Genomic DNA, 25595 nt, shown 5'->3' with positions numbered 1-25595 from the left:
CTATTTTCAAAAGTCACCCTCTGGCCTGTCATCCGTTGCAGGTTTATCTCACAGAAACCCAGTACCACTAAATCAAAATGCCATTCCGCTTATTCTGACAATTTCGTTTAATTCAACAATAAGATGTGTTGAATTCTGGTTTTCCAAAAACCGTTTATTTAAGTAAGTTGTTAGGAGAGTAAACAAAATTAGAACTATGAGAGTAACAATTAGTGTCTATTGATCACTAATCGTTTGATTTAGGGAGAAACACTATGCGGAATCTAAGCAAATTAGCTATTACTCTGGGTGCACTGTTAGCTCTGGGCGGCTGTGATGTTGATAAAACTCAGGAAGGTGAAGCGCCGGAAGTAGAGGCTGATGCGGGGAATATGCCTGAGTATGAAGTAGAGCAGACCGAAGAGGGTGAAATGCCGAGTGTTGATGTAGAAGGCGGTGAAATGCCTGAGTACGACGTCGATACTGCGGATGTTGAAGTCGGTACTGAAAAGAAAGTTGTTGAAGTACCTGAAGTCGACGTTGAAATGCCTGAAGATGATGAGGAAGAAGACAAGGATAATTAATATCTGGTCGGTCACTATCAATAAGGCAAAGACAAAAAAAGCACGTTTAAAACGTGCTTTTTTTATCTGAAAACCGAACCGTTAATAGAAGGTTTTCTTAACTTCCACACCAATAATGCGTGGTTCGTTCACAATACCTGTCAGGTTATTAAAGTCGATCGCGCCTTTAACGTTATCCTCATCAGTAATATTACGACCAAACAATGCTACAGAATAGCCATCGTTGAAGTTCTCATAACCTATGCGCAAACCGCCTTCGAAGTTATCGTCAGTGGTAAATTCAACAGATTCGTAAAGGAAAATGCTGGTTTCACCCTGGAACGCCCAGTCTGTGAACGCGAAGAACTCGCCGTCATTCCCAGCAGGGATTGAATAACGCGCAGTGAACGTAAAGATTTGCTCAGGAGCCTGCGGGAACGGGTTACCATCGATAATAGCGTTAAAGCCATCAGGACGTGGATCCAGAACCGTACAGTTACCCGTTGAACCGAATGCCGGGTTAGTACCACACGGCGAAACAGTCAGACTGTCGTCTTTGATTTCTGTGTGGTTGTAGCTGTAACCGGCGGTCAGTGTCAGCGCGTCTGTTGCCAGCCATTGAGTATCAATTTCAAACCCGTAAGCTTCACCTTTGTCAGCATTTACCAGCGCAGTAAAGTTATTACCGCCACCAATTGCTGAGAACTGCATATCATCAACAGTGTAGTAGAACGCCGCAGCATTTAAACGCAGAGTGCGATCCAGCATATCGGACTTAAAGCCAACTTCAAACGAGTTGATTGTCTCAGCGTCAGCAACCGAAGGAGCACCCTCAAACGCCACATCACGACCCTGAATGGTCTGGGCGCGGAAACCGTTGGCGTAACGAGAATAAACAGACATATCGTCAGTCAGACGGTAGTTGGCGCTTAGCTCAAAGCTCATCTGACCGTCATCAACGTCGATTGGATCATAATCCTGAATAGTTGCATCACCCGTTACCAGTGCAAAGCCGTTTTCATTCTGCATACCCACACGCAGCGATTTTTCATCATAGGTGTAACGAAGACCACCGGTAACTTCCAGCTTATCGTTCACCTGATAAGAAGACTGTCCGAAAACAGCCCAGGTCGTGTTGTCGTGGAAAACGGTGGTGGCACCGTAGTAGCCATCGATGCTGGTTACGTTGAATGATGAGTCAAAGAAGAACGCGCCAACCTGCCAGCTTACCGGTTTCGTTGTCTGACTGGCGAAACGGAATTCCTGTGTGAACTGCTCAAGATCATCCAGCTTATCCTGTGTAACAGCAGTAAATGGAATAAAGCCAGAGTTTTCAGTTGCCCCCTCACCGGCACCACCATCGATATCGCCAAGGCTAAAGCCGTCGGCAGTTTCTAGTGCAGTGATTGACGTAAGCTCAACCGCATCGAAGTCGTAAGTCAGTTTTAATGAAGAACCGAAACCATCGTATTCCTGCGGATTATTGTCCGCACCGTTACCATCAATGTCGCCATCGTAGTAAACAACATCGCGGTCATAGTTTTCATTCAGGTCATTGCTGCCTTTATCGAAAATATTCGCGCGGAAAATAGAGGCAGTGGCTTCCAAAGAACGGCCATGAACATTCAAAAGTGCAGAGAAACGACTGTTTGGTTCATACAGCAGCTGAGCACGCCATGCACGCTCGTCAAAGCCGCCCAGCGCATCATCCTGACCGGTAAAGCCGTTATCAATGTAATCATCACGGTGCTGAGATAAAACTGAGAAACGACCCGACAGGTCATCGGTCAGTCCACCGCCAACAGCGGCCTCAAGATTCACCGTGTTGTAGCTACCATAGCCAAGCTTGGCAAAGCCTTCAAAATCCTGTGAAGGTTTGACTGTGTCAAACTTTACAATACCCGCTGTCGTGTTCCGACCAAACAGGGTGCCCTGTGGACCACGCAATACTTCAACCTGCTGGACATCAAAAAGCGGGAAGCTTTTCAATACCACGTTTTCCATTACCACTTCATCCATAATAATAGAAACAGGTTGTGATGCCGCTAAATCAAAATCGGTGTTACCCAGCCCACGAATGTAGAAACGGGGCGCAACACGACCATTTGAAGATTCTGCATAAAGGCCTGGTACACGCACAGCCAGGGCCAGAATATCTTCACCACCAGCGAACAAGCTATCCAGCTTTTCACCACTTAGCGTGGCAATAGAAAGGGGCACTTCCTGTATAGACTGGGTACGCTTTTGGGCGGTTACCGTGATTTGCTCAAGGGAACTATCTTTAGTTTTTGTTTGTTGATTAGTTCCAGACTCCTGAGCCATTACGGTGCTACTAAACGCGGCACTGACTGCCAACGCAAGAGAGGCAATACGATGTGTTTTCATGTGTTCACCAAGTGAAGGTAAAAATTAAGGGTGTTTTAGGAGGTCAACTGATCGGACCGCCAGCGGGACGACAGTGTACTAGCTTTGAACAAAATATATAAGTAAAACTTTCAGGATTGTACAAAAGTTGTAAACTTAGTCCGGTAAAGAGAAGGGGAATAACCAGTACGCTTTTTAAACAATCTGGAGAAGGTGCTGGGGTCATCATATCCCACCTGTGAAAGAATCTGTTCGATTGTCCACTTCTGATTTTCCAGTAATTTTCTGGCGTGATCGATGCGAAGAGATTGTAAATAATGTCCCGGAGTCTGGCCTGTTGCCGCCTTGAAGCGGCGATTAAAGGTGCGCGATGTCAGGTTCACTCTTGCCGCCAGCCCGTCTACTGATAGTTTTAGTTTGATGTTATCGGCCATATATCGCTGAGCCTGTTTGATTATTTCATCCTGATGCGCCTGTTCGCGGCGACTACCGGCATAAAGTGACTGGTTGATACGTGGAAGGTCAAGAACATGGGCCTTCGCTGTTTGCCGGGCGACATCAGCACCAGCATATCGCTCGATAAGCAGTAGGGCCAGATCGAACCACGCCATACCGCCACCCGCGCAAAACACATTTTCTTCGTAAGTGTGTAATTTGTCGCTGTTCAAATTGACCTGTGGGAAGCGCGCTTTAAATTCATTGGCAAACCCCCAGTGCGTAGTCGCTGATTTTCCATCAAGTATTCCCGCAGCGGCTAATAAAAATACACCGGTACAGTTTGCCGCAATATCAACGCCTTGCTCATGAAACGTTCGTAAAACCGGCATCAGCGATTTTTGCTGGTTAATTACCTGTTCAATATTTCCTCCGATGGTGGGGATTAACAATACATCGGGCGGGTGACGTGCATCGAGCCTGCCATCTGTATGTAGCATGATACTATTGACGCACCGCACCGGCGCCCCGGTGGATGATAAAAGTTGAACAGAAAAAACCGGCGAGGGCAGAGCGTGATGGATCTTTTGCCAGGTCACACCCGCCTGCGCAAAAAGGTCCACCGCACCGGTGATGGCTGATGCCAAAGCATGATCAAAACCGTAAATAGCAATAGTCGCGGGTTTTTTAGTCTGCATTAGAGAATCCCATAGTCAGCTATCAATAAAAATTATGGATGTCTTTTTTGACCATTATTGTGTCATTTTTGACAGTAAAGGCAAGGTCAGACCTGTGTAACAATAGGTCTACAACCTATTAACGTGTTCGCACTTATGGAGAGATTATGAAAAGCAAACAATGGTTACTGGCATCACGGCCGCAAGGTGAGCCAACAGAGGCAAACTGGCAATACCAGGAAGTTGATGCAGGTGACGTGGCGCAGGGGCAGATCAAGGTAAAAGTGCAGTATATCTCTCTGGACCCGGCGATGCGCGGCTGGATGAATGACGGGAAGTCTTACATCGAACCTGTTCAGATTGGTGATGTTATGCGCGCCGGTGCTGTTGGAGAGGTTTTGGAATCCAACGCCGAAGGGTTTTCAGTTGGCGATAAAGTCTACGGTAGCTTTGGGGTACAGTCCGTAGCGGTCTGCGATACAAAAGGCGTTCACAAAGTAGACCCTTCACTGGCGCCACTTGAACGTTATCTCGGGGTATTAGGTATGCCCGGCATGACTGCGTACTTCGGACTGCTTAAAACCGGCTTACCAGAAGCTGGTGAAACCGTCGTTGTTTCCGGCGCTGCGGGTGCTGTAGGCAGTGTGGTCGGACAAATTGCCAAAATTAAAGGCTGCCGCGTGGTCGGCATCGCTGGCGGCAAGGATAAATGTCAGTATCTTATCGACGAACTGGGGTTTGACGGGGCTGTAGACTACAAAAACGAAGATGTTCGCAAGGGTCTTAAAACACAATGTCCGGATGGCGTAGATGTGTATTTTGACAATGTGGGCGGAGAGATTCTGGATACGGTACTTACATGCATCAATCTGCGCGCGCGCATTGTTATCTGCGGTGCTATCAGTCAGTACAATAATACGACGGCGGTAAAAGGGCCTTCAAACTATTTGTCACTGCTGGTAAACCGGGCTCGTATGGAAGGTATCGTGGTCTTTGATAACGCCAAACATTACGGCGAGGCGGCACAGGAAATGGCGGGCTGGATTGCACAGGGTAAGTTAAAAGCGAAAGAGCATGTCGTAACGGATATCGAAACATTTCCCGACACACTGATGATGCTGTTCAAAGGCGAAAACTTCGGCAAACTGGTATTGAAGGTGGAGCATGACTGATAAAAAGAACCTTTTTGACCTATCGGATAAGGTCGCGCTGGTTACTGGTGCCAGTCGCGGCATCGGAGAGTCTATCGCGCAATTGCTTGCTGCCTATGGGGCACATGTTATTGTTTCCAGCCGTAAACAGGAAAGCTGTGAAAAGGTTGTGCAGGCGATAAAAGACGCTGGCGGTAGTGCATCGGCACTGGCTTGTCATGTTGGCGAAATGTCGCAAATTGAGAGCGCCTTTGAGACCATCAAAAATGAGCATGGTAAGCTCGATATACTGGTTAACAACGCGGCGGCCAACCCGTATTTCGGACATATTCTGGATACCGATCCCGGTGCCTATCAGAAGACGGTTGATGTAAATATCAGAGGCTACTTTTTCATGTCAGTTGCTGCCGGCAGAATGATGAAAGAGCAGGGAGGCGGCGTTATTCTCAATACCGCATCTGTGAATGGCGTAGTCCCCGGCGATATGCAAGGTATTTACTCAATAACTAAAGCGGCAGTAATCAGTATGACTCGCTCTTTTGCCAAAGAGTGCGGGCCGCTAAATATTCGCGTTAATGCGTTATTGCCAGGATTAACGGATACTAAGTTTGCCTCTGCGCTGACCAGCAATGAAAAGATTCTCAAAGGCGCGTTAACCCAGATTCCATTAGGGCGGGTGGCAGATCCAGAGGAGATGGCCGGTGCAGTGTTATATCTGGTTTCAGATGCATCCAGCTATACAACCGGCACAACGCTTACCGTAGACGGTGGCATGCTCGCGTAATTTCACGCCTGGGTTGACAGTTAAACTTTGAATATAGAAAGCCAGCATACAAATTAGTGTGCTGGCTTTTTTTCGATTTGATTTGCTCAGGCGTCAGAAAAAGTCTCTTCAGATCAGGTACAAAACCGCGTAAAGTGGGTTATAAGCGCAATAAAGGAATGGATATATAACATGGATCGTACTCAAAACGCAGATATAACCTGGGGCATGGCCGCACGAGTGTGGTGGAGCCTAACATGGCGAACACTGGTGTTTATCTTTCCGATTGTCTTTGTTTTTAGTTTTATATTTGGAGTGGTAATGGCAATCGCGGATATTCCGCGCGAATCCTATGCGCTAGTAGCCCAACTGGCAGGTATGTGTATCGGATTGATAGTGAATATATGGATCATCAAAAGACTATTATCCAAACGGTATTCAAATTTCAGTATTACCGTTACTCATCATCAACGTGATGGCAGCACAAGCTAAAGTACGGCACCATTACGTTATACAGACAAATTCAAGGTAGTCTTTTGCAGGAAATACGCCGATGTTAGATGAAAAAAATACCGGGCTTATCGTCATTGACATCCAGGGAAAACTTGCGCAAACGGTCTATCAGAGTGACGTATTTCTGGTCAGGTGCGAGCAACTAATCAGGGCTGCTGGTTTGTTATCTCTGCCCACACTATGGCTTGAGCAAGCACCGGAAAAGTTAGGCCCTACCGCACCCAGTTTACAGTCATTAATAGAACCTGATGCATTAATTACAAAGAATACGTTTGATGCATGTCAGAATGAGCAATTTTTAAAGGCTATTGAGCATACAGGTAAGAGGCAGTGGCTGATATGTGGTATAGAGGCCCATATTTGTGTTTACCAGACGTCCCTCGCTTTACTTGACCTTGGCTATACTGTGCTGCCTGTTAGTGATGCCATATCTTCCAGAACTGCTGACAATAAGCATTTAGCTTTGGCTAACTTGCGGGATGCAGGTGCTTTTATCACTAGCGTTGAGATGTGCCTTTACCAATTAATGGGCAACAGCAAACACCCCTGTTTCGGCGAAATTCTTTCGCTTATCAAATAGAAAAAGTAGAGATAAGACATACCTGTGAACCAGCTCGGGACTTTTTCACTATTTATTATGAGATGTCTGACATTCAGTAGCATGATGACAAGCGCGGCGCCGGAGAAAAAGCGCCGTTTTTTAGTCTGAACAGCAACGGTTTTAGCACATTACTGATAAACAGAACCGGCAGGCGAACGACTCTTTATGAGCCTGTCATTGTACTCGAACAACTTTCTTGCGCAATGTACGTGATTAGAAGCGCGGTACTCTTTTTAGGAGGTAAAATGGACTATGCCTATTGGTTTAAGCGGACCTTTCCGGAATCACACCATATATCGTTTGATGATGTAGATAGTCTGATTGAAAGGATTTCTCCTGCTACTGCTGTTTTGCTTGAATGCATTAAAGTGTGTTGTATAGCCATCGTACTAATCCCTGCATATACCGCGCTATTTTATGCCGGCGTATTCAGCTTACATGGCGCTATTCGTTGGGCAATTCTGCTTTCAGTGCTTTACGGTGCACTGCTTTTCGGCAGACGCTGCGAGCAATCCATAATTAAAGCGTATTTAAAATCTGAGCTTTTAAATTACGTGAAACCCCGATCCACAAGCACTCGCTAAGCAATGCCGGTATTTCATCACAGTTATCAGGTATACCTTCTTGTGAAATTAAAACGCTGTAGTCATAAAAAGGTGAAAGTGCACAGATGACAACACCTCTGACAATTCGTGAAGCGACGGAACAGGATTGGCAAGCTGTATGGCCTTTTTTTCAGGATATAGTTAAACGCGCTGATACTTACGGAATCGATCCTGAAATCAGCAAAGGTGCTGCCAGAAAGCTTTGGTGTGAGCTGTCTGAAAAATCGTTTGTAGCATTAACAGGCAACCAGATAGCAGGGACTTATTATCTGAAAACAAATCACGCTGGTCCTGGTAATCATGTTTGTAACTGTGGGTATATGGTGGATGCTGATTATCGGGGCCAGGGGCTGGCCTCATCAATGTGTGAGCATTCACAGAAAATCGCGAAAAGCCTTGGGTATCGGGCTATGCAATTTAATTTTGTAGCTTCCAGCAATACCGGAGCAATCCGTTTATGGGAAAAATTGGGTTTTTCAATTCAGGCCCGTCTTCCAGATGCATTTCAGCACCCGCGTTTGGGGTTAATAGATGCACTTGTGATGTACAAATGGTTATAATTTATCATAACGGTAGTGATTACTTTCCGGGATGGAAAATTTTAAGTTTAAAGGAATATAACAGATGAGTATGACATTAAAGGCCACAGGCCAGTTTGCGGTGAATATACTGCCTCAGCAGGATGCCATTGGGGCAGGGCGGATGGTCATTGAGAAAGATTATGAAGGCGAGCTGCAGGGCACCGGTAAAGGGCAGATGTTGAGCAAACAGATAGACGGTGGGACTTCGGTTTACTGCGCTATAGAAGAGTTTGAAGGCAAGCTGGACGGAAAATCAGGTGGCTTTACCTTGCTTCATCAGGGCAAGATGACCAGCGAGGCCAGAGAGCTCAGCATAAGTGTTATCGAGGGTTCCGGTTCCGGAGAGTTATCGTCACTGGCCGGGTCGATGCAAATCAACCAGGATGAAAACAGTCATACTTACATCTTTGAATATACGCTATAAGGATCGCTATGCATCAGCCTGCTAAACATGGTGTCATTGTCTATTCTGATGATATAGATAAGTTGGCATTGTTTTACACCAGAATGTTCAACATGCAGGTACTTAAATCCTCCGAGCAAATGTACAGTCTGTACGCAGACGGATTGAGTATTGTCATTCATGAACCGCCTAAGCCACTACCTGAGACCCGGTGCAACGTGGTTAAGCTGTTTACTACAGTAGATAGTCATGCTGATGCCCATGAGCTTGCACAGTCACTTGGCGGGCTGTCGCTGGAAGGGCAGTGGGCTAACCCTTTTTTCAGTGTAACTAATATCACTGACTGCGATGGTAATATTATTCAGCTTCGTGTATTCAGCCAAGCAGGAAATGCGACTGGCAGCAGAAAGGCAAGACCGGTACGGTAACCACTGATATTATTGTTTATATGTGGCCGGCTTATTTGGAAAAGCAGAACACCTGACTAATCTTAAAGGAACCAGCTTATGCTTCGTATTTTTGCTGTGTTAACGCTCATCGGATCGATGATAGCTTGCGGTTCTTCGCAGTCTGTCGCTTATCAAGAAGACAGAAAACCGGAAGACAGAAACAGTAATATCGGCGCTGAGGGCATGCGTCAGTATAGTAAAGATCAGAGCACGATCTCACAAGCTGAACAAAAACAGCAATGTGAAGAGGCCAAGATAGCTTATCTAAAAGCGAAAAAGAACAAAGACGATGACGCAGCAGAAAGAGCCAACGAAGCTATGAAAACAAGTTGTCTGAGCGCAAGGTAGGACATAAACCGCCAGCGCTTATTCAGCGCTGGCGGTTCGCTTATTAAAGAACAGATACCAAAGCGCGCGCCAGCGTATCAACATTTTGTTGGTTGATACCGGCCACATTTATGCGGCTGGAACCAACAAAGTATACGCTGTGCTTGTCACGCATTTCACGTACTTGCTCAGGGGTGATACATAAAAATGAAAACATCCCTTTTTGTGTATTCAAAAAGCTGAAGTCCTGCTGCGCGCCGTTTTCTTCCAGTTTATCTACCAGCATAGTGCGCAGACTTTGCATCCTGTTACGGATGCTGTTTACTTCACTCATCCACTCTTTTTTCAGGCTGGTGTCAGACAAAATAATATCGACTAGCGCACCACCGTAGCTGGGAGGCATAGAATAACTGCCACGTGCCACTGACTGGATTTGCCCCTGCACGATATCACGTGTCTTAGCGTCTTCGGTGATAATGGCCGCCAGACCAACACGCTCACGGTACAAACCAAAGTTTTTACTGCAAGAGGCGGCAATAACTACCTCTGGCAGATTTTCTGCCAACAACCGTATGCCGTAGGCATCCTCATCCAGGCCATCGCCAAAACCAAGGTAAGCTACATCAATAAACGGGGTAAAACCACGCTCTTGTGCAAGCTCCAGTACGACATCCCACTGCTCATTCGTTAAGTCAGCACCAGTCGGGTTATGGCAGCATCCGTGGAGTAATACGATATCGCCTTTTCCGGCCGTTTTCAGTGTGTCTACCATCGCATCAAAGCGAATACCCGCTTTTTCTTTGTCAAAGTACGGGTAGGTTTCCAGCTGCAGACCGGCAGAGCTCATCAGCGGAATATGATTGGCCCAGGTAGGGTCACTGACAAACACGCGCGCTTGTTCATTACTGCGGGCAATAAGTTCAGCCAGGATCCGTAAAGCGCCGCAACCACCGGGCGCCTGAACGCCAGCAACGCGGTCGGCCATCAGTACCGGGCTTTTCTCGCCTAAAAGCAGGGAAAGCATGTTGTCGATGTAGCCCTGGTGACCCTGCGGTGTGATGTAACTTTTTGTGTTCTCTCTTTCCAGCAGAATTTTCTGTGCTTTGGCTACTGACGTCATGATAGGCGTATTACCATGTTCATCTTTATAAACGCCTACGCCGAGGTCAATTTTAGCAGCATTAGAATCTTCTTTATAAGCAGCAGACAATCCCAGGATAGGATCGGGTTCCAGATAAGGTAGTACTTCAAACACAATAAGTCCTCACGTTGCGTGATTGATAAGCGAGTTCAGCATTATGCCACTGATGTTAGAAAATACGAGTGTTGTCACTGTTTTTTTACAGCCAGAATGCTGTAAACAACATCAGATCAGACAAACTGAAAATGCGCGGTGACCTGATCAATAACGCGGCCCTGATTATTGTAGGTTCGTTCACTCCAGCTTGCATTACCATTACGGTTTACAAGAATCAGAGTTGACGCTCGGGTGCCATATTCCTCAGACTGTATGAAGATGGGCGATAAACGTTTTTCCCATTCTTTGGATACGCCTGTATCGGGCAATGCGCTATCAGGCGCCTCAGTATTATCTTTAAGCAGGGAAAAAAGTGCATCTTCGCTAAGCCTGTCACTTTGTGAGCAATACTGTGATAAGGCACTGACACCGCGTGACACTTTAGGCCACGGGTCATTGAGCGCACCATTAGAAAGCCCGTGTATGCCGGGGTCTACAGAAGAAAGCCCGTCAGTTTCATTATTGTAGACTTGCAGATCCCGCCAGGTTCCGTGTAACAGATTAAAACCGTTGTATTTCTCGCGACGCTTCTTCAAGGCAGTCTGAAATTGCAGGTCACTGCTTCTACTGGTCAGATAATCTACCACCAGCTCACCACGGGTTTTTGCATCCTGGCGTTCTTTTCCCGGCTGGCGAATATTCGTCAGGGCCGCGATACGGCCGCTTCGCGTAACGCCCATCCAGGTACCACCGGCTTTTAAATCTTTGCCTGCAAAGATGGGGGGATGAGATGACCATATGTGAGATGCCTTGGCAGGCCGGGCATGAAACTCATCGCGATTGGCTGCAATGATCAAAGGGAAATCTTTTCGTTGATCCCTGGCTATGAATAAGATACACATACGGCACTACTTCTCCTCTAAGCCTTAAGAGTGTCTTCCTTATATAAGTAAGCGCATACGTTAGATCATTTGGCTGAAAGGAACTAATAAAACATATTGCCGGGCATGGTCGTCGAATAAAGTGCACAATAGCTTTATTCACAATAACCCAGGCCCCGGGTACTCATTGAGGAAATATTCAGGAGATGGCTTCGTGACAAAATCAGGCTTCACTACCACACAGGTTCACGCTGATCGGCAGTACAATACACCTGAAGACGGGGCAGTGCACACACCATCTACGAACTCTGTTTTATTTGAATATAAAAATGCGCAGGACATTGTAGATGTGTTCCAGGGCAAAAAAGCAGGACACGTTTATTCTCGCTCCTCGTCCGGCTCAGTGGTTGCCCTGGCAAATCAGGTTAATGCGCTTGAGCAGGGGAACGGTGCCGTCTGTTTCGCTACAGGTATGGCCGCTTTGAGCAGCACCTTTCTGGCGCTTTTTAAGCACGGTGACCATCTTATTGTCAGCCAGTACCTGTTCGGTAATACGCGCAGCCTGATGAATACACTTGCCGATATGGGTATTCAAATCAGCTTTGTCGATGTCACCAGTTTGCAGGATATTAAGGAAGCCTATCAGCCTAATACCCGGGCGGTATTTACCGAAACCGTAGCGAATCCGGTTACACAGGTGGCCGATATTCAGGCAATAGGCCGATATTGTGATGAGCGCGGCATCATGCTGATTGTCGATAATACGATGACACCACCTCCGGTTTTTCTGGCTAAAGATGCCGGAGTAAGCCTGATCGTATGTTCGTTGACAAAATACGTTGGGGGGCATGGCAATGCGCTGGGGGGCGCTGTTGTGGATACCGGCCTTTACGACTGGCAGACCTTTGAAAATATAAAGCCAGCCTATCGGGTGGCGGATACCGCACAGTGGGGGCTGACGCAAATTAAGAAAAAAGGCTTGCGCGACCTGGGCGCAACACTGGCTCCTGAGGCAGCGCATAAACTGGCTGTAGGTATGGAAACAATGGGGCTGAGGATTCCGCGTAGTTGCGACAATGCCAAACATCTTGCAACATTTTTGGATAATCACCCTAAGGTCTCAAATGTTTATTATCCGGGGCTGGCTGATCATCCACAGCATTTTATCGCGCGTGAACAGATGTTGTCCGGTTATGGCGCGATATTAAGTATCGATTTGGCTGAAGATATCGACCCTATAGCATTTTTGAATCAACTACAGCTGGTTATCTGTGCAACCCACTTAGGTGATAACCGCACACTCGCGTTACCCGTGGCATCTACCATATTCTTTGAAAGTGGTGAACAGGAACGTCAGAAGATGGGAATTTCCGACACCATGATTCGCATCTCGGTGGGTATTGAGGATATCGATGACATCATTGCCGACTTTAGTCAGGCCCTGGACGCGATGTAAATTGATTCAGCGCTGCGACACAGCGCAGCGCTGTTGCTTCAGATTTATTGCTTTTTAATATCTTCGTAACGTTGCTCAAAGCGCAATATCTTACTTTGGGGATCAACAATAACTACATCATCCGGATTGATAACAATACTACGCGGCTGGGATAAATCTAAAGTCTCAATGTCGCCGTTTATGCTGACCTCTACCGGCATAGGAAACGGCATGGCCTGCGGCACTGTCCATGATAGATTCAGCGTCGTTTTACTGCGGGATACGTTAAGCCGGGGTAAAGCACTCTGGTAAAGGTAGATATCAAAGAACCAGTCCAGTGACTGTCCGTAGTGCTTATTGGCAATTCTGATGAAATCGTTAGTATCCCGATAAACCGGTGAAAAATTACCAGGGCGTGGTTCGGTTGTGTCATAGACCAGCTCTTTTACGATATCGAAGAATATTTTATCACCCACAAGACCCCGTAGGGTGTGCATTATCCACGCACCCTTATAATACAGGTCGAGCCCGGGACCGTTTTGAGAAGTATAAACCTCTTTTTCCGACCGGGGCATGCCGGAAACAATCGGGGCGCTATTGCTAACGTTTTTCCTGATTTTGTTCAGATAAGCCTTATAGGCAAGATCGCCATGCAGGTACTGTGCATAAAGAGGCTGCATGTAAGTGCCCAGACCCTCGTGAAGCCACATATGATCCCAGTTGGTATTGGTCATCTGATTGCCAAACCACTCGTGGGCCAGTTCATGTTGCATCAGCCAGTCAAAACCATATTCATCTTTTTCATAATTGTTCCCATAGGCGTTGATTGTCTGATGCTCCATGCCTTTATGTGGTGTCTGCACCACGCCCACCTTTTCCTGCGGGAAAGGATAGGGGCCTATAACTCTTTCAAAAAAGCTCAGCATTTCAGGCAGTTCACTGAACAGCGCCTGCGCGCCCTCAGGGTTCACTTCAGGTAAGTAGTAATAAACCAGCGGGTAGGCGTTGTTATAAATACTGCGAAAACGCGACTCGAGCTTTTCGTACGGCCCGATATTCAGAGCTATACCATAGGTATTCACCGCCGAAGAGGTTTTCCAGTGATATGTTTTTGCCGTCTCCTGCTCAGTCACTTTTACAAGATTGCCATTGCTTGCGGCCACCAGATTGGAGGGAACTGTAATATGTATATCTGCCTGACGAGGTTCGCCAAAAGGCTGGTCGATACAGGGCCAGAACAGGTCACATCCCTCGCCCTGAACAGCTGTAACAACCCAGGGCTCGCCGCTAGGCGTCTGCGACCACATTACGCCTCCGTCCCATGGCGGGTTGGGCGGCTTGCGGGGCTGCCCGTAATAATCAATTTTAATTGTCAGTGGAAAACTCACCGCCTGCTGAGGCGTGATTAATAACTGTCCATCCGGATTTTTAATGTTTCCGGCCGGAACAGGCTTGCCATTTATCCAGACATTTTCAACCTTGAAGCGTGTATCCAAATCTACGGACAGGGTACGTCTGGGGCGTTCGCTATCTATTTTGAGCGTAGCTGAGCCAAAAAGAACCCGACGCTTGAAATCAAAATTAAACCATAAATCTGCATGGTCAATGACCAGCCCCTTTTGCAAGGGCGGGGCGAATCCGCCTGATTTTAGCGTATAGGGAGTAGAAAGTTCCCGTGATGGCTCGCCCTTTATAATAGGCTCTCGTGTAGCACAAGCGCCCAACAACATAAGTGGGAGCAGCCCCATCGCAAACATTCGCATGGTGGTTCCTGATAATAGATATTTCATTGATTAACTGACAATAATGACCTGAATAAGGTTCCTCGTACAGTATTACTCGGCAGACTGTTTTTTAGTGCAGATAAACCGTTCAGGTTGTTGATAAAACACTCATTTTTAATCGTTCTTCAATTTATCATGGCAAAATGATTTACGATTCTTCCGCTGTTATGTGTTGCGAGGATTCTAATTTATAGAATATATAGTTAAAATTTTTGATGTTTAAGTTCGATATTTTTGCTTCTAAACTTTAAAGCAACTTACAGCTACATGAGACGGAGCAATTATGTCAAACCTACTTGTTATCAATTCAAGCCTGAACGCAGCGTCGGGCAATTCTTCTAAACTTACCCAAACTTATATTTCAACGCTACAAACAAGTCAGTCAGTAGCGGTGACAACGCGCAATTTATACGCCAGCGACCTGGGGCATCTTGACGCAACTGAAATGGAAGCATGGATGACTGAGCCTGATGCACGTACTGAGAAGCAGGCTGAACTGGCCGCTATTTCTGATACGCTGATTCAGGAAGTTCAGGATGCTGATGAAATTGTTATCGGTGTACCAATGTATAATTTCGGTATCCCGTCTGCGTTGAAAGCCTGGATAGATCGTATTGCGCGTGCCGGAATAACATTCCGCTACACGGAAAACGGGCCTCAGGGGTTGCTTGAGAACAAGCAGGTGACGATTCTTGCTGCCAGAGGTGGTCAATATGCCGGAACACCGATGGATACGCAGACAGAATATCTGAAACATTTTTTCGCCTTTATCGGTATTACTGATATTCGCTTTGTCTATGCTGAAGGCCTTGCGATGGGTGATGAACAAGCCAGTAAAGCATTTGAAACTGCAAACGAAAAAATTGTTGAACTTACCAGCGTTAACGTTGACTAAATTAATGCAGTTAGCTAAATGCGTTGTGTAAGGATGGTTAATTCGTGCACAACGCGAGTCCGCTAAAGTGTGTTCCAAGTTGAGTGTGCTTGATTGCCCCGCCGGATAGCGGGGCTTTTTTATGCCTGAAGGTTTTTGCCCGTCATCCCCGTCATCATCGTTCAGTGGTCGACTATCCGTAAGACAGTTTCCCCTACATTTTCGACGAAGCTTGACCATAGTCACAGCAGCCTGCTTATAATGGGGTGATTCTTATAACAAAACCAAAAGATAAGCACATGAAAAAATTAAAAACGTTGCTTGTGGCTGCGGCTGTTTCTTCAGCGCTTGGCGCGTGCAGTTCGACATCAGAGCAAACAGGCTCGACCGCCACGACTAATCAGCCAGTAGCTTCTGAACCTGCCAGTATTCTGACCCCCGAAACGAATGCCACAGCATCAGCAGACGGCGAAATAACGTTAGAACAAATAATGGCTGATCCGCAATGGTTAGGAAGAGCTCCACAAAATGCAGGCTTCTCCATCGATGGCTCGCACATCGTATATGAACGGGAAAAAATGGATAGCGCACTGACACAGGCATTTGCTGCGCCGGTGTCCTCACCTGAACAGGTTAGTCAGGTCGCACTTTCTGATATGCAGAATTATCGCTTCGACGAAAAGGTGACAGATCCGAATACAGGCAATACGGCTTACCGCTTCAAAGACAGCGTGTTTATACAATTTGATAACGGAAAAACCGTGCAGCTCACACGAGGGGGTGCGCCGCTGACGAACCTGTCATTTATGACTGACGGACGTTTAATGGCGAACAGTGATTCGGCTGTAATCGCCATTGATTTGAAGACCGGGCAGCGCGAACAATTGTTTTCCTGGTATTTCGCAGAAGAGCCCGAAGCAGTTTCTGCCCCCGAGGACTTTATCGCGCAGGAACAGATTACGCTGATAGATTATATCGCGCTACAGCGTCAGCAGCGTCAGGAAGAAGCCGACCAGGATGAAGCGTTAGCCGAAAGTAATGCATCAATCGCGCCGGACCCGGTGTATTTTGACCCTGCCCATCGTCTGGTGGGTGTCTCTGTATCGCCACGCGGCGATAAAGCTATTGTAGCAACGACAGAAGATAAGCCCTGGCGTGATGATAGTGACATCATGCCCCATTACATTCAGGAAGATGGCCGTATTGCATCTAAAGAAGTCAGACGCAGAGTTGCTGATGCTGAGCCTGAAAATCACGCATTATGGCTGGTGGACCTTAAAACGGGTGAAAAACGCGAATTGTCCTATACCAGCCTGCCAGGCTATAACGAGGATGTACTGGCCGAAGTGAAAGCCGAAAATGCGAAAGCGCAGGGTGAAACCTATCAGGTAAATCGTCTTCCACGGGAAATCACATTGCTTGAAAGCTGGTATTGGAGCGAGCCTTCAATTCGCTGGCATTCTGATGGCAGACAGGTTGCTGTAATGCTGGAAGCATGGGACAACAAAGATCGCTGGATTGCGACGGTTGATTTACAAAATGCCAATCTTGTCAGCCAGCGACGTCTACATGATGATGCCTGGATCAATTACCGTTTTAATCAGTTTGGCTGGATGAACAATAGTGAAACGCTGTATTTCTTATCTGAGGAATCAGGCTACTCTCAGCTTTATACGCAAACACCGGGAGAGGCCGCCCGCCCTCTGACTAGTGGTCAGTTTATTGTTGATGAGCCCACGTTGAGTCAAGATGATAAATACTTCTATTACAAAGCGAATAAAAAGCATCCTGGTATTTACGAAATTTACCGCGTCAATACGCAAACCGGTGAAAGTGAGGCCCTGACTAACCTTGATGGTATGACCGATTATGTACTTAGCCCTGACGAGCAAACCTTACTTCTAACGCACAGTAAGGTTACCCGCCCTGAAGAGCTTTATATCAAGCCAGTTGGTAGTGCACAGCCGGCACAGAAAATTACTGATACGGTCAGTGAGACCTTCACTGATATGCCATGGACCGCACCGCAGATTGTCGCTATTCCCTCAACCCATACTGCTCAGCCTATCTATGCGCGGGTTTATCTGCCAGAGAATTATGATTCAAGTGAACCGCGTCGTGCTGTGGTATTCAACCATGGCGCAGGATATTTGCAGAATGCGCACCTGGGCTGGTCAGGCTATTTCCGTGAATTCATGTTTCACAGTTTACTGACACAGCAGGGTTATGTAGTTCTGGATATGGATTACCGCGCTTCTGCCGGGTACGGTCGAGACTGGCGCACGGCTATTTATCGGAATATGGGCGAACCGGAAGTACAGGATCTGCAAGATGGCGTAAACTGGCTGGTTGAAAATGCTAATGTGGATCGGGAGCGAATTGGCACTTATGGTGGCTCCTACGGCGGCTTCCTGACATTTATGTCTATGTTCAATGCTCCTGAGCTATTTAAGGCCGGTGCGGCGCTTCGCCCTGTTACAGATTGGGCGCACTACAATACGCCGTACACCGCCAATATTCTCAATACACCGGATATCGACCCCATTGCGTATCGTCGTAGTTCGCCTATCTATCATGCTGAAGGCTTAAAATACCCGCTGCTGATTAATGCGCCGATGGTCGATGACAATGTTTTCTTTGAAGATACCGTCAGATTGGTTCAGCGACTTATTGAGCTGGAAAAAGAAGATTTCGAAACGGCTATTTATCCTGTTGAACCACACGGCTTTGTACAGCCCAGCTCGTGGCTGGATGAATACCGTCGTATTTATAAGCTGTTTGAAGAAAATCTGTAAAAGAAATTGACCGGGGCGCTTAACCCCGGCTGAGAGTAAAAACGGCGCTACCCGGCGCCGTTTTTTATAGATAGTTGTCAGTAATTAACCAATAAACAGAGTTAACCCGTGTGCTGTGCCCGCCGTTTCATCAATGGCAGAGTATACATCACGATAAACAGCACAATACCACTTAAGGTGCCATATAAATGGGCGTCGACAGCCACATTTGCATCAATCAGCTCGGCCATTCCGGTAGCGCTTCCCGCAATTTGCTCGTAAATAACTTTTACCAGCACGCCGACCAGCAACAGCCAGCCGGAAACCACATTCTTAGTAATGTCACGACATGCACCCCAGGCAAATACGCCGTGCAGGGCGCCGGATAATCCGGCATACCAGATAAGATCTGGTGAATACCAGTAAATACCCAGCGAAGTCCCAAGACAACACCAGATAAATACCTTTAAAAAGCGAAAAACTGTTAAATGTTCGGCGAACAACAGCCACAACAATAGCAGTCCGGCCAGATTGAGCAGAAGGTGATAGCCGTTCGTATGAACCAGATTGCCGGTAATGACACGCCAGGTCTCCCAGCCTTGCAAAGCATAACGATCATAGGCCAGGAGTGCATTTGATGCCGGTTCAAGGAAAAAAAGAACCAAAGCGGTAATACCAACGACTAACGGGCCTGCGCTGTATTTTAAAGAGAGCGGAAGTGACAACATCTTTTTTAGTGATTTTATTTTTGTACAGGATCGCTATCATACCGAAAATTCAGTGGTATTTGTCATCACTTTGATTAAAAGGAAACGACTATGAGCAATGTAACAACCAGCAGGGAAGGTGGCATCGTCACTATCACTATGGACCGCGCTGATAAGAAGAACGCACTGACCCGCGAGATGTATCAGGCGATGGCGGATGCGTTGGAAGACGCTGATAGTGATGAGTCTGTCAAAGTTATTAAACTGAACGCAAATGGTGATTGTTTTACAGCAGGTAACGACATTAGTGATTTTGCCGGACAGGAAGATAACCAGCATATTGCTGAAGTATCGTCGTTCATGCGGGCACTACTGCATTGTACCAAACCTGTGGTGGCCCAGGTTCACGGTATGGCTGTTGGAATAGGAACGACATTATTGCTGCACTGTGATTTAGTGTACTGCGAGCCGCAGACCCGATTTATTCTGCCATTCATCAACCTTGGGCTTGTTCCCGAGTTTGCCTCAAGCTACATTTTGCCGCGTATTGCCGGCCATCGTAAAGCGGCCGAGTGGTTAATGCTTGGCGAACCGTTTGATGCCGCGCAGGCAGCGCAGTTCGGACTGGTTAATGATGTCACTGATGCAGATACGCTGGCTGCCAGAGTTCATTCAGTCTGTGAGTCGTTAGCACAAAAGCCAGCGTTTTCGTTGAAGCATACAAAGTCGCTACTGGTGAATAACAAAGATGCCATAGATCAGCATATTAATGATGAACTGGATGTCTTTTTAGAAGCGATGACGACTGAAGCGGCCAAAGAAGCTTTCGATGCATTTTTGCACAAGCGCCCTATCAACCCGGAAAAATTCAGATAAGGAGTAAGTGTTATCGTTTCACTTAAAACGCGCCTTCGCAGCATTGTACTGACGGTTAGCCTGAGTATTGCGCCACTGGCAACAGCACAAACCGTTGAAACCCGTGAGCCTGAAGCAAATACCGGTTTCACCCAGAAGAAGGCATTTACCGCTGACGAATACATGGTTGTGGCTGCAAACCCCTATGCATCCTGGGCAGGTAAAAATATTATCGAAAAGGGTGGTAGCGCGATAGATGCCGCTATAGCTGTACAGGCTATGCTGACGTTGGTAGAGCCACAATCATCAGGCATAGGCGGTGGTGCATTTATTCTATACTGGGACAATCAGGAGAAAAAGCTGTATACCATTGACGGCAGAGAAACCGCACCGGCGGCGGTTAATGCTTACTGGTTTATGCAAGGCAACGAGCAAATGGACTGGTTAGATGCTGTGGTGGGAGGCAAATCTGTTGGCGTACCGGGCGTATTGCGTGGTCTGGAACTCGCTCATGACAAGTTTGGTAAGCTACCGTGGAATGCATTGTTTAGCGATGCTATCAGGCAAGCTGATGAAGGGTTTAAGGTTTCTGAACGTCTGGCAAGGCTGGTTGCGCTGGATTACCATCCCGGACTGGATGAATTCCCTACCAGCAGTACTTATTTCTTTCCAGGTGGCAATCCGCTCAAGGCGGGTGTGACCAAAACCAATAAGCCACTTTCCCGGACTCTCCAAAACATTGCGGATCAGGGGGCTGACTACCTGTATACGGGCGAACTGGCCGACAAAATTGTAAAAACAGTCAACTCGGCACCGATAAATCCCGGCGACATCAGTAAAGCCGATATCAGTAGTTATCAGGCGAAGCTGCGTCAGCCTGTCTGTGGGTCGTATCATGACAAAAAAGTCTGCGGTATGGCGCCGCCCAGTTCAGGCGGCATCAATGTTTATCAGATACTGAAAATGCTTGAGGATAAAGATCTAAAGTCGATGTCATCTGACAGTGCACAGTTTGCCAGCGTATTTACTCAGGCCAGTGCCCTGAGCTTTGCTGACAGACAGATGTATATCGGTGATACAGATTTTACCAACCTGCCTTTCGCCGCCCTGATTAATCCGGCTTATCTGAAGCGTCGGGCACAGGCGATAGATGCAGATAAAAAATGGCAAAAAGCAAGAGCAGGCAAGCCTTATAAAGATGCTCGCATTACGCTAGGCCATTCTATGGAGCAATCTAACACCAGTCATATCTCGATTATCGATAAACAGGGTAACGCTATTTCGATGACCACCAGTATCGAGTTTATGTTTGGGTCAGGGCTTATGGTTGAGGGTTTTTTACTTAACAATCAGCTTACCGATTTTTCTTTCAACCCGTCCAGAGGCCATGAGCCGGTACCTAATCGCGTAGAGCCGCATAAGCGCCCCAGAAGCTCGATGAGTCCTTCTATGGTTTTCGATAATGAAGGCAACCTTGAGCTGGTAGTAGGCTCGCCAGGTGGCAGCCGGATTATCGATTATGTGGCACAAACCATTATTGGTGTGCTGGATTTTGATATGGATATTCAGCAGGCGATTAATATGCCTAAAATCACCAACCGAAATGACTATACCGCACTTGAGAAAGGTACCGATGCAGAGAAATTAAAAGCACCGCTGGAGGCGCTGAACCACAAGGTGAAGGTGATCGACCTCAATAGTGGTCTGCATGGTATACAGATAAAGGACGGAAAATATATCGGTGGTGCCGACCCACGCCGGGAGGGCGTAGCGGTAGGTCGGTAGTTGCTACATATAATCGTTCGACACGCGGTCAATCTTCCATTGACCGCCTTGTCGCAACAAATGAATGTTACGCAAATCTTCTACCCGCTCATCGTTATAAGAGCCGCTAAAAAACAGTGTGATAGTGGCTTTTTCAGCGAACTGCATTCTGCCAATACGATTTCCGCCATCTGGCTTAATCTCGACCTTATCATATTTAAGGTTCATCACATGGCGCTGGGCATTGCGTGTAGTGTGATAGCTGGAAAGAATCCGGCGCATTCTGTCGGTACTCAGTGCCAGCGCTTCATCCATATCAGAATCATTGTATAACGCCTGGGCAAACGCTACGGCTGCATATTCGGGGGTGCCTTCACTGGCTTCACCTGTTTCATTATCGGTTTTTTTATTACAGCCGGTCAGTAACAACAGCGTTACAGTACACAACGTTAAGAACTGAAACATCATTACACGCATGATAAAGCTTCCTACTGCTAATGACGGGCATCAAGCGCCCCCTAATACTAAGGTATAACCTTTTTTAGCATAAATAACAGAAATTTCAGACAAAAAAAAGCGAAGCATAATGCTTCGCTTTTTCGAGCATAACTTTTCAGACGCTTTACTGAACCTCTTCCTGGTCCCCAAACGCGCCGGCAAACAGTGGACTACTCAGGTAACGTTCGGCTGCACTGGCCAGCAATACGACAACCATTTTATCCTTATTCTCAGGACGTTCGGCAAAGCGTTTCGCCGCAACGACAGCAGCGCCGGATGAGATACCCGCAAGAATACCTTCTTCTTTCATCAGGCGATGACACATCTCCATGCATTCATCATTGGTAATCTGCTCAACTTCATCCACCATTTCCAAATCAAGGTTACCCGGGATAAAGCCTGCACCGATACCCTGAATTTTATGCGGGCCAGGTGTCAGCTCTTCGCCATTCTTCGCCTGCGTGATTACAGGTGAATCAGTAGGCTCAACAGCAACAGAGGTAATTGCCTTACCCTGTGTCTTTTTAATATAGCGGCTTACACCAGTGATTGTGCCACCGGTACCGACACCCGCAACAAAGGCATCAATTTTTCCGTCAGTATCCTGCCAGATTTCTGGCCCTGTTGTTTTTTCGTGAATTTCAGGGTTAGCAGGGTTATCAAACTGCTGCAGCAATACGTACTTATCAGGATCTGACTCAACAATTTCCTGCGCTGCTGCCACAGCACCCTTCATACCTTTTGGCGCTTCGGTCAGCACCAGATTAGCACCTAAAGCTTTTAACAGCTTACGGCGCTCAAGGCTCATGCTGCTGGGCATAGTAAGGGTGATTTTGTACCCACGTGAAGCGGCGACAAAAGCCAGGGCAATACCTGTGTTACCGCTGGTAGGCTCGACTATTTCTTTACCGTCAGTAAGAACACCGCGCTTTTCAGCATCCCAAATCATATTAGCGCCAATACGACATTTTACGCTAAAGCTCGGGTTGCGGGATTCCATTTTGGCGTAAACATTGCCACCGGTTACACGGTTTAGTTTCACCAGAGGGGTGCCGCCGATTGCCAGTGAGTTGTCGTCAAATACTCTCATTGCTCATCCTTTATTCTCGTGGAATACGTTGTGGGTATCAGGTAGTTTACGTTACGTTTGAAACGTAATAAATACTCAGTGAACAACGCATTTTTATTTCTACCTTCTTATCATTAGGGCCACAGCCTGAAAAGCAAAGTGATTTTTCGCTATATGATATGGTTATTTGTAGCAAGCGCGTTAAACTGGTCCGCTGAGATAACTTACTCACCATAAAAGGAGTGGTAATGGCCTTTACCGGTACAACGAATTATATCGCAAGCAAAGAATTGCAGCTTGCTGTTAATGCTGCGATGACTCTGGAAAAACCGCTGCTGATCAAAGGCGAGCCGGGCACAGGTAAGACGATGCTGGCTGAAGAACTGGCCGAGGCGCTGGATACCGAGCTTATTCAGTGGCATATCAAGTCGACGACTAAGGCACAACAAGGCTTGTATGAATATGATGCCGTCTCACGCTTACGTGATTCGCAGCTGGGTGATGACCGGGTTCATGATATCAGTAACTACATTGTAAAAGGTAAGTTATGGCAGGCCTTTGAGGCGACGAAGCGCCCTGTGCTGCTGATTGATGAAATTGATAAAGCGGATATTGAATTTCCCAACGACTTATTGCAGGAACTCGATAAAATGGAGTTCTTCGTTTATGAAACGCAGCAGCAGGTTAAAGCCCGCCAGCGCCCGATTGTGATCATTACTTCTAACAATGAAAAAGAATTGCCTGATGCGTTTTTGCGTCGCTGCTTTTTTCACTACATACAGTTCCCGACAGCTGAGCAAATGCAGCAAATTGTAGATGTTCACTTCCCTAAGCTTAAGCCGCGTCTTTTAGAAGAAGCCATGCAAGCGTTTTTCAGGTTGCGTGATGTACCGGGCCTGAAGAAAAAACCCTCGACATCGGAGCTGATCGACTGGCTGAAATTATTGGTGGCAGAGGATATTCCCCCTGAAGCATTACACGCTAAAGACGGTAAGGCCGCTATTCCACCTTTGTATGGTGCGCTGCTTAAAAATGAGCAGGACATTCATCTTTTTGAAAAGCTGGCTTTCATGGCGCGTCGCTAATGCTGATTGATTTTTTCTTCACGCTTCGTCGCTACAAAGTCAAGACAACGGTCAGAGAGTTGCTTGATCTGCTAAGAGCATTGCAGCAACAGGTCGTTTATGCCGACATTGAAGCGTTTTATTATCTGGCCAGAATGATTATGGTCAAAGATGAAACGCAGTTTGACCGGTTTGATAAAGCTTTTGCCGATTATTTTGAAGGGGTGCAGGCGGTAGACCTGTTTGGCGACGATATTCCCGAAGACTGGTTGCGAAAAGAGCTTGAAAAGTACCTGACAGAAGAAGAAAAAGCACAGGTTAAAGCACTGGGTGGGCTGGACAAGCTGATGGAAACCCTGAAAGAACGGCTGGAAGAACAAAAGGAACGCCATCAGGGGGGCAATAAGTGGATTGGTACCGGCGGCACCTCGCCATTTGGTGCTTACGGTTACAACCCTGAAGGTGTCAGAATCGGTCAGAAAGGAAATCGTAATTTTTCAGCAGCAAAAGTATGGGATAAGCGCGAGTTTAAAAATCTTTCCGGTGATGTAGAGCTGGGTACGCGTAACATCAAAATGGCGCTGCGTAAGCTGCGAAAGTTCGCCCGTACCGGTGCCAGCTATGAGCTGGATGTACCAGGCACCATTCGTGAAACAGCGCGAAAAGGGGGCCTGCTGGACATCCATATGGCACCAGAGAGGCATAATGCCGTCAAGGTACTGATGTTTTTTGATGTGGGCGGGTCGATGGATCCTTACATCAAAGAAACCCAGGAATTGTTCTCTGCAGTGCATAGCGAATTTAAGTATCTGGAATACTTTTATTTTCACAATTGTGTGTATGAATCTGTCTGGCGGGACAATGCCAGACGCCGTGAGCAAACGATACCGGTCTGGGATATCATTCATCGCTTCGGGCCTGATTACAAAGTTATTTTCGTGGGGGATGCGACAATGGGCCCTTACGAAATTACCTATCCGGGTGGCAGTGTAGAGCACTGGAATGAAGAGCCTGGTGTAGCCTGGATGGAGCGTTTGCTGAATCACTTTTCGTCAGCGGTATGGCTTAATCCGCAGCCTCAGCAACACTGGCAGTATTACCACTCAGTCGGCATTATGCATGATATTATGAATCAGCGTATGTTTCCGTTAACCCTCGATGGTCTCACTGATGCTATTGCAAGGTTGAGCAGGCCCGGTTAGCGAGGCGGGTTAATTTGGTGAACAAAGTTCAGTAGGATCA

General features: G+C 47.0%; 25 protein-coding genes. 17 read left to right on the top strand and 8 right to left on the bottom strand.

Annotated features, from left to right (window positions below):
- The first annotated feature begins 254 nt into the window (after window positions 1-254).
- Window positions 255-563, top strand: coding sequence for a hypothetical protein (locus FBQ74_RS09330; protein WP_139756426.1), 309 nt, complete (start codon window positions 255-257; stop codon window positions 561-563).
- Between the two features lie 81 nt (window positions 564-644).
- Here the strand turns inward: FBQ74_RS09330 and FBQ74_RS09325 are convergent, their stop codons facing one another.
- Window positions 645-2927, bottom strand: a complete 2283-nt coding sequence (locus FBQ74_RS09325) for a TonB-dependent receptor (protein ID WP_139756425.1) — start codon at window positions 2925-2927, stop codon at window positions 645-647.
- Between the two features lie 110 nt (window positions 2928-3037).
- Complete coding sequence (locus tag FBQ74_RS09320; protein ID WP_139756424.1) at window positions 3038-4039, bottom strand: GlxA family transcriptional regulator; 1002 nt, start codon at window positions 4037-4039, stop codon at window positions 3038-3040.
- Window positions 4040-4185: 146 nt separating this feature from the next.
- Here FBQ74_RS09320 and FBQ74_RS09315 point away from each other — a divergent pair, with 146 nt between their 5' ends.
- The 9 genes from FBQ74_RS09315 to FBQ74_RS09275 all read left to right on the top strand — a co-directional run bounded on the left by FBQ74_RS09315 (window position 4186) and on the right by FBQ74_RS09275 (window position 9432).
- Complete coding sequence (locus FBQ74_RS09315) at window positions 4186-5190, top strand: NADP-dependent oxidoreductase (RefSeq protein WP_139756423.1); 1005 nt, start codon at window positions 4186-4188, stop codon at window positions 5188-5190.
- Window positions 5183-5953 (top strand): SDR family oxidoreductase, encoded by a 771-nt coding sequence (locus tag FBQ74_RS09310; protein ID WP_139756422.1) that lies wholly within the window; start codon window positions 5183-5185, stop codon window positions 5951-5953. Before FBQ74_RS09315 ends, FBQ74_RS09310 begins: the two co-directional genes overlap by 8 nt.
- A gap of 171 nt (window positions 5954-6124) precedes the next feature.
- Window positions 6125-6424 (top strand): hypothetical protein, encoded by a 300-nt coding sequence (locus tag FBQ74_RS09305; protein ID WP_139756421.1) that lies wholly within the window; start codon window positions 6125-6127, stop codon window positions 6422-6424.
- Window positions 6425-6485: 61 nt separating this feature from the next.
- Window positions 6486-7025 (top strand): hydrolase, encoded by a 540-nt coding sequence (locus tag FBQ74_RS09300; protein WP_139756420.1) that lies wholly within the window; start codon window positions 6486-6488, stop codon window positions 7023-7025.
- Window positions 7026-7291: 266 nt separating this feature from the next.
- On the top strand, window positions 7292-7630 hold the full coding sequence (locus tag FBQ74_RS09295; protein WP_139756419.1) for a hypothetical protein: 339 nt from the start codon (window positions 7292-7294) through the stop codon (window positions 7628-7630).
- Window positions 7631-7716: 86 nt separating this feature from the next.
- Window positions 7717-8211 (top strand): GNAT family N-acetyltransferase, encoded by a 495-nt coding sequence (locus FBQ74_RS09290; protein ID WP_205912248.1) that lies wholly within the window; start codon window positions 7717-7719, stop codon window positions 8209-8211.
- A 64-nt stretch (window positions 8212-8275) separates the two neighbouring features.
- Entirely contained in the window at window positions 8276-8656 is a 381-nt protein-coding gene (locus FBQ74_RS09285; RefSeq protein ID WP_332309069.1) for a DUF3224 domain-containing protein, read from the top strand.
- A gap of 8 nt (window positions 8657-8664) precedes the next feature.
- Window positions 8665-9063, top strand: coding sequence for a VOC family protein (locus tag FBQ74_RS09280; protein ID WP_139756418.1), 399 nt, complete (start codon window positions 8665-8667; stop codon window positions 9061-9063).
- Window positions 9064-9141: 78 nt separating this feature from the next.
- Window positions 9142-9432, top strand: coding sequence for a hypothetical protein (locus FBQ74_RS09275; RefSeq protein WP_139756417.1), 291 nt, complete (start codon window positions 9142-9144; stop codon window positions 9430-9432).
- Window positions 9433-9475: 43 nt separating this feature from the next.
- Here FBQ74_RS09275 and FBQ74_RS09270 read toward each other — a convergent pair whose 3' ends face one another.
- Window positions 9476-10666 carry an amino acid aminotransferase gene (locus tag FBQ74_RS09270; RefSeq protein WP_139756416.1) on the bottom strand — a complete coding sequence of 397 codons (1191 nt, stop codon included), beginning with the start codon at window positions 10664-10666 and terminating at the stop codon, window positions 9476-9478.
- A 116-nt stretch (window positions 10667-10782) separates the two neighbouring features.
- Window positions 10783-11550, bottom strand: a complete 768-nt coding sequence (locus FBQ74_RS09265) for an NRDE family protein (protein WP_139756415.1) — start codon at window positions 11548-11550, stop codon at window positions 10783-10785.
- Window positions 11551-11743: 193 nt separating this feature from the next.
- On the opposite strand from FBQ74_RS09265, the gene FBQ74_RS09260 reads away from it, so the two are divergent.
- Window positions 11744-12985, top strand: coding sequence for a cystathionine gamma-synthase family protein (locus FBQ74_RS09260; RefSeq protein WP_139756414.1), 1242 nt, complete (start codon window positions 11744-11746; stop codon window positions 12983-12985).
- Window positions 12986-13029: 44 nt separating this feature from the next.
- Here FBQ74_RS09260 and FBQ74_RS09255 read toward each other — a convergent pair whose 3' ends face one another.
- Window positions 13030-14727: a M1 family metallopeptidase gene (locus FBQ74_RS09255; protein ID WP_139756413.1), complete on the bottom strand. Its 1698-nt coding sequence runs from the start codon at window positions 14725-14727 to the stop codon at window positions 13030-13032.
- A 304-nt stretch (window positions 14728-15031) separates the two neighbouring features.
- On the opposite strand from FBQ74_RS09255, the gene FBQ74_RS09250 reads away from it, so the two are divergent.
- Together FBQ74_RS09250 and FBQ74_RS09245 are read left to right on the top strand one after the other, a co-directional pair.
- Window positions 15032-15643, top strand: coding sequence for an FMN-dependent NADH-azoreductase (locus tag FBQ74_RS09250; protein ID WP_139756412.1), 612 nt, complete (start codon window positions 15032-15034; stop codon window positions 15641-15643).
- A gap of 278 nt (window positions 15644-15921) precedes the next feature.
- Window positions 15922-18417 (top strand): S9 family peptidase, encoded by a 2496-nt coding sequence (locus FBQ74_RS09245; protein ID WP_139756411.1) that lies wholly within the window; start codon window positions 15922-15924, stop codon window positions 18415-18417.
- A gap of 101 nt (window positions 18418-18518) precedes the next feature.
- Here the strand turns inward: FBQ74_RS09245 and rrtA are convergent, their stop codons facing one another.
- Window positions 18519-19124 (bottom strand): rhombosortase, encoded by a 606-nt coding sequence (rrtA, locus tag FBQ74_RS09240; protein WP_139756410.1) that lies wholly within the window; start codon window positions 19122-19124, stop codon window positions 18519-18521.
- Window positions 19125-19214: 90 nt separating this feature from the next.
- Here rrtA and FBQ74_RS09235 point away from each other — a divergent pair, with 90 nt between their 5' ends.
- Window positions 19215-19979: an enoyl-CoA hydratase gene (locus FBQ74_RS09235; RefSeq protein WP_139756409.1), complete on the top strand. Its 765-nt coding sequence runs from the start codon at window positions 19215-19217 to the stop codon at window positions 19977-19979.
- A 162-nt stretch (window positions 19980-20141) separates the two neighbouring features.
- Window positions 20142-21743 (top strand): gamma-glutamyltransferase, encoded by a 1602-nt coding sequence (gene ggt / locus FBQ74_RS09230; RefSeq protein ID WP_139756408.1) that lies wholly within the window; start codon window positions 20142-20144, stop codon window positions 21741-21743.
- A gap of 3 nt (window positions 21744-21746) precedes the next feature.
- Here the strand turns inward: ggt and FBQ74_RS09225 are convergent, their stop codons facing one another.
- Window positions 21747-22199, bottom strand: a complete 453-nt coding sequence (locus FBQ74_RS09225) for a hypothetical protein (RefSeq protein ID WP_139756407.1) — start codon at window positions 22197-22199, stop codon at window positions 21747-21749.
- 145 nt (window positions 22200-22344) lie between these two features.
- Entirely contained in the window at window positions 22345-23310 is a 966-nt protein-coding gene (gene cysK, locus FBQ74_RS09220) for a cysteine synthase A (RefSeq protein WP_139756406.1), read from the bottom strand.
- Between the two features lie 227 nt (window positions 23311-23537).
- Here cysK and FBQ74_RS09215 point away from each other — a divergent pair, with 227 nt between their 5' ends.
- Both FBQ74_RS09215 and FBQ74_RS09210 read left to right on the top strand, forming a co-directional pair.
- Window positions 23538-24374, top strand: a complete 837-nt coding sequence (locus tag FBQ74_RS09215; protein ID WP_139756405.1) for an AAA family ATPase — start codon at window positions 23538-23540, stop codon at window positions 24372-24374.
- Window positions 24374-25555 (top strand): vWA domain-containing protein, encoded by a 1182-nt coding sequence (locus FBQ74_RS09210; RefSeq protein ID WP_139756404.1) that lies wholly within the window; start codon window positions 24374-24376, stop codon window positions 25553-25555. Before FBQ74_RS09215 ends, FBQ74_RS09210 begins: the two co-directional genes overlap by 1 nt.
- The last annotated feature ends 40 nt before the right edge of the window (window positions 25556-25595 follow it).

Origin of the sequence: Salinimonas iocasae (assembly GCF_006228385.1) — a bacterium.
GTDB classification, from domain to species: Bacteria; Pseudomonadota; Gammaproteobacteria; order Enterobacterales; family Alteromonadaceae; genus Alteromonas; species Alteromonas iocasae.
This window is presented reverse-complemented; position numbering and strand designations above follow the sequence as displayed.

Bases quoted from the DNA above. Each gene is read 5' to 3' on its own strand.
- FBQ74_RS09300 (WP_139756420.1), top strand. From the start codon at position 6,486: ATGTTAGATGAAAAAAATACCGGGCTTATCGTCATTGACATCCAGGGA.
- FBQ74_RS09290 (WP_205912248.1), top strand. From the start codon at position 7,717: ATGACAACACCTCTGACAATTCGTGAAGCGACGGAACAGGATTGGCAA.
- FBQ74_RS09320 (WP_139756424.1), bottom strand. From the start codon at position 4,039: ATGCAGACTAAAAAACCCGCGACTATTGCTATTTACGGTTTTGATCAT.
- FBQ74_RS09285 (WP_332309069.1), top strand. From the start codon at position 8,276: ATGAGTATGACATTAAAGGCCACAGGCCAGTTTGCGGTGAATATACTG.
- FBQ74_RS09325 (WP_139756425.1), bottom strand. From the start codon at position 2,927: ATGAAAACACATCGTATTGCCTCTCTTGCGTTGGCAGTCAGTGCCGCG.
- ggt (WP_139756408.1), top strand. From the start codon at position 20,142: ATGGTTGTGGCTGCAAACCCCTATGCATCCTGGGCAGGTAAAAATATT.
- FBQ74_RS09255 (WP_139756413.1), bottom strand. From the start codon at position 14,727: ATGCGAATGTTTGCGATGGGGCTGCTCCCACTTATGTTGTTGGGCGCT.
- FBQ74_RS09295 (WP_139756419.1), top strand. From the start codon at position 7,292: ATGGACTATGCCTATTGGTTTAAGCGGACCTTTCCGGAATCACACCAT.
- rrtA (WP_139756410.1), bottom strand. From the start codon at position 19,124: ATGTTGTCACTTCCGCTCTCTTTAAAATACAGCGCAGGCCCGTTAGTC.
- FBQ74_RS09250 (WP_139756412.1), top strand. From the start codon at position 15,032: ATGTCAAACCTACTTGTTATCAATTCAAGCCTGAACGCAGCGTCGGGC.
- cysK (WP_139756406.1), bottom strand. From the start codon at position 23,310: ATGAGAGTATTTGACGACAACTCACTGGCAATCGGCGGCACCCCTCTG.
- FBQ74_RS09215 (WP_139756405.1), top strand. From the start codon at position 23,538: ATGGCCTTTACCGGTACAACGAATTATATCGCAAGCAAAGAATTGCAG.
- FBQ74_RS09225 (WP_139756407.1), bottom strand. From the start codon at position 22,199: ATGCGTGTAATGATGTTTCAGTTCTTAACGTTGTGTACTGTAACGCTG.
- FBQ74_RS09280 (WP_139756418.1), top strand. From the start codon at position 8,665: ATGCATCAGCCTGCTAAACATGGTGTCATTGTCTATTCTGATGATATA.
- FBQ74_RS09310 (WP_139756422.1), top strand. From the start codon at position 5,183: ATGACTGATAAAAAGAACCTTTTTGACCTATCGGATAAGGTCGCGCTG.
- FBQ74_RS09330 (WP_139756426.1), top strand. From the start codon at position 255: ATGCGGAATCTAAGCAAATTAGCTATTACTCTGGGTGCACTGTTAGCT.
- FBQ74_RS09210 (WP_139756404.1), top strand. From the start codon at position 24,374: ATGCTGATTGATTTTTTCTTCACGCTTCGTCGCTACAAAGTCAAGACA.
- FBQ74_RS09305 (WP_139756421.1), top strand. From the start codon at position 6,125: ATGGATCGTACTCAAAACGCAGATATAACCTGGGGCATGGCCGCACGA.
- FBQ74_RS09245 (WP_139756411.1), top strand. From the start codon at position 15,922: ATGAAAAAATTAAAAACGTTGCTTGTGGCTGCGGCTGTTTCTTCAGCG.
- FBQ74_RS09275 (WP_139756417.1), top strand. From the start codon at position 9,142: ATGCTTCGTATTTTTGCTGTGTTAACGCTCATCGGATCGATGATAGCT.
- FBQ74_RS09265 (WP_139756415.1), bottom strand. From the start codon at position 11,550: ATGTGTATCTTATTCATAGCCAGGGATCAACGAAAAGATTTCCCTTTG.
- FBQ74_RS09315 (WP_139756423.1), top strand. From the start codon at position 4,186: ATGAAAAGCAAACAATGGTTACTGGCATCACGGCCGCAAGGTGAGCCA.
- FBQ74_RS09235 (WP_139756409.1), top strand. From the start codon at position 19,215: ATGAGCAATGTAACAACCAGCAGGGAAGGTGGCATCGTCACTATCACT.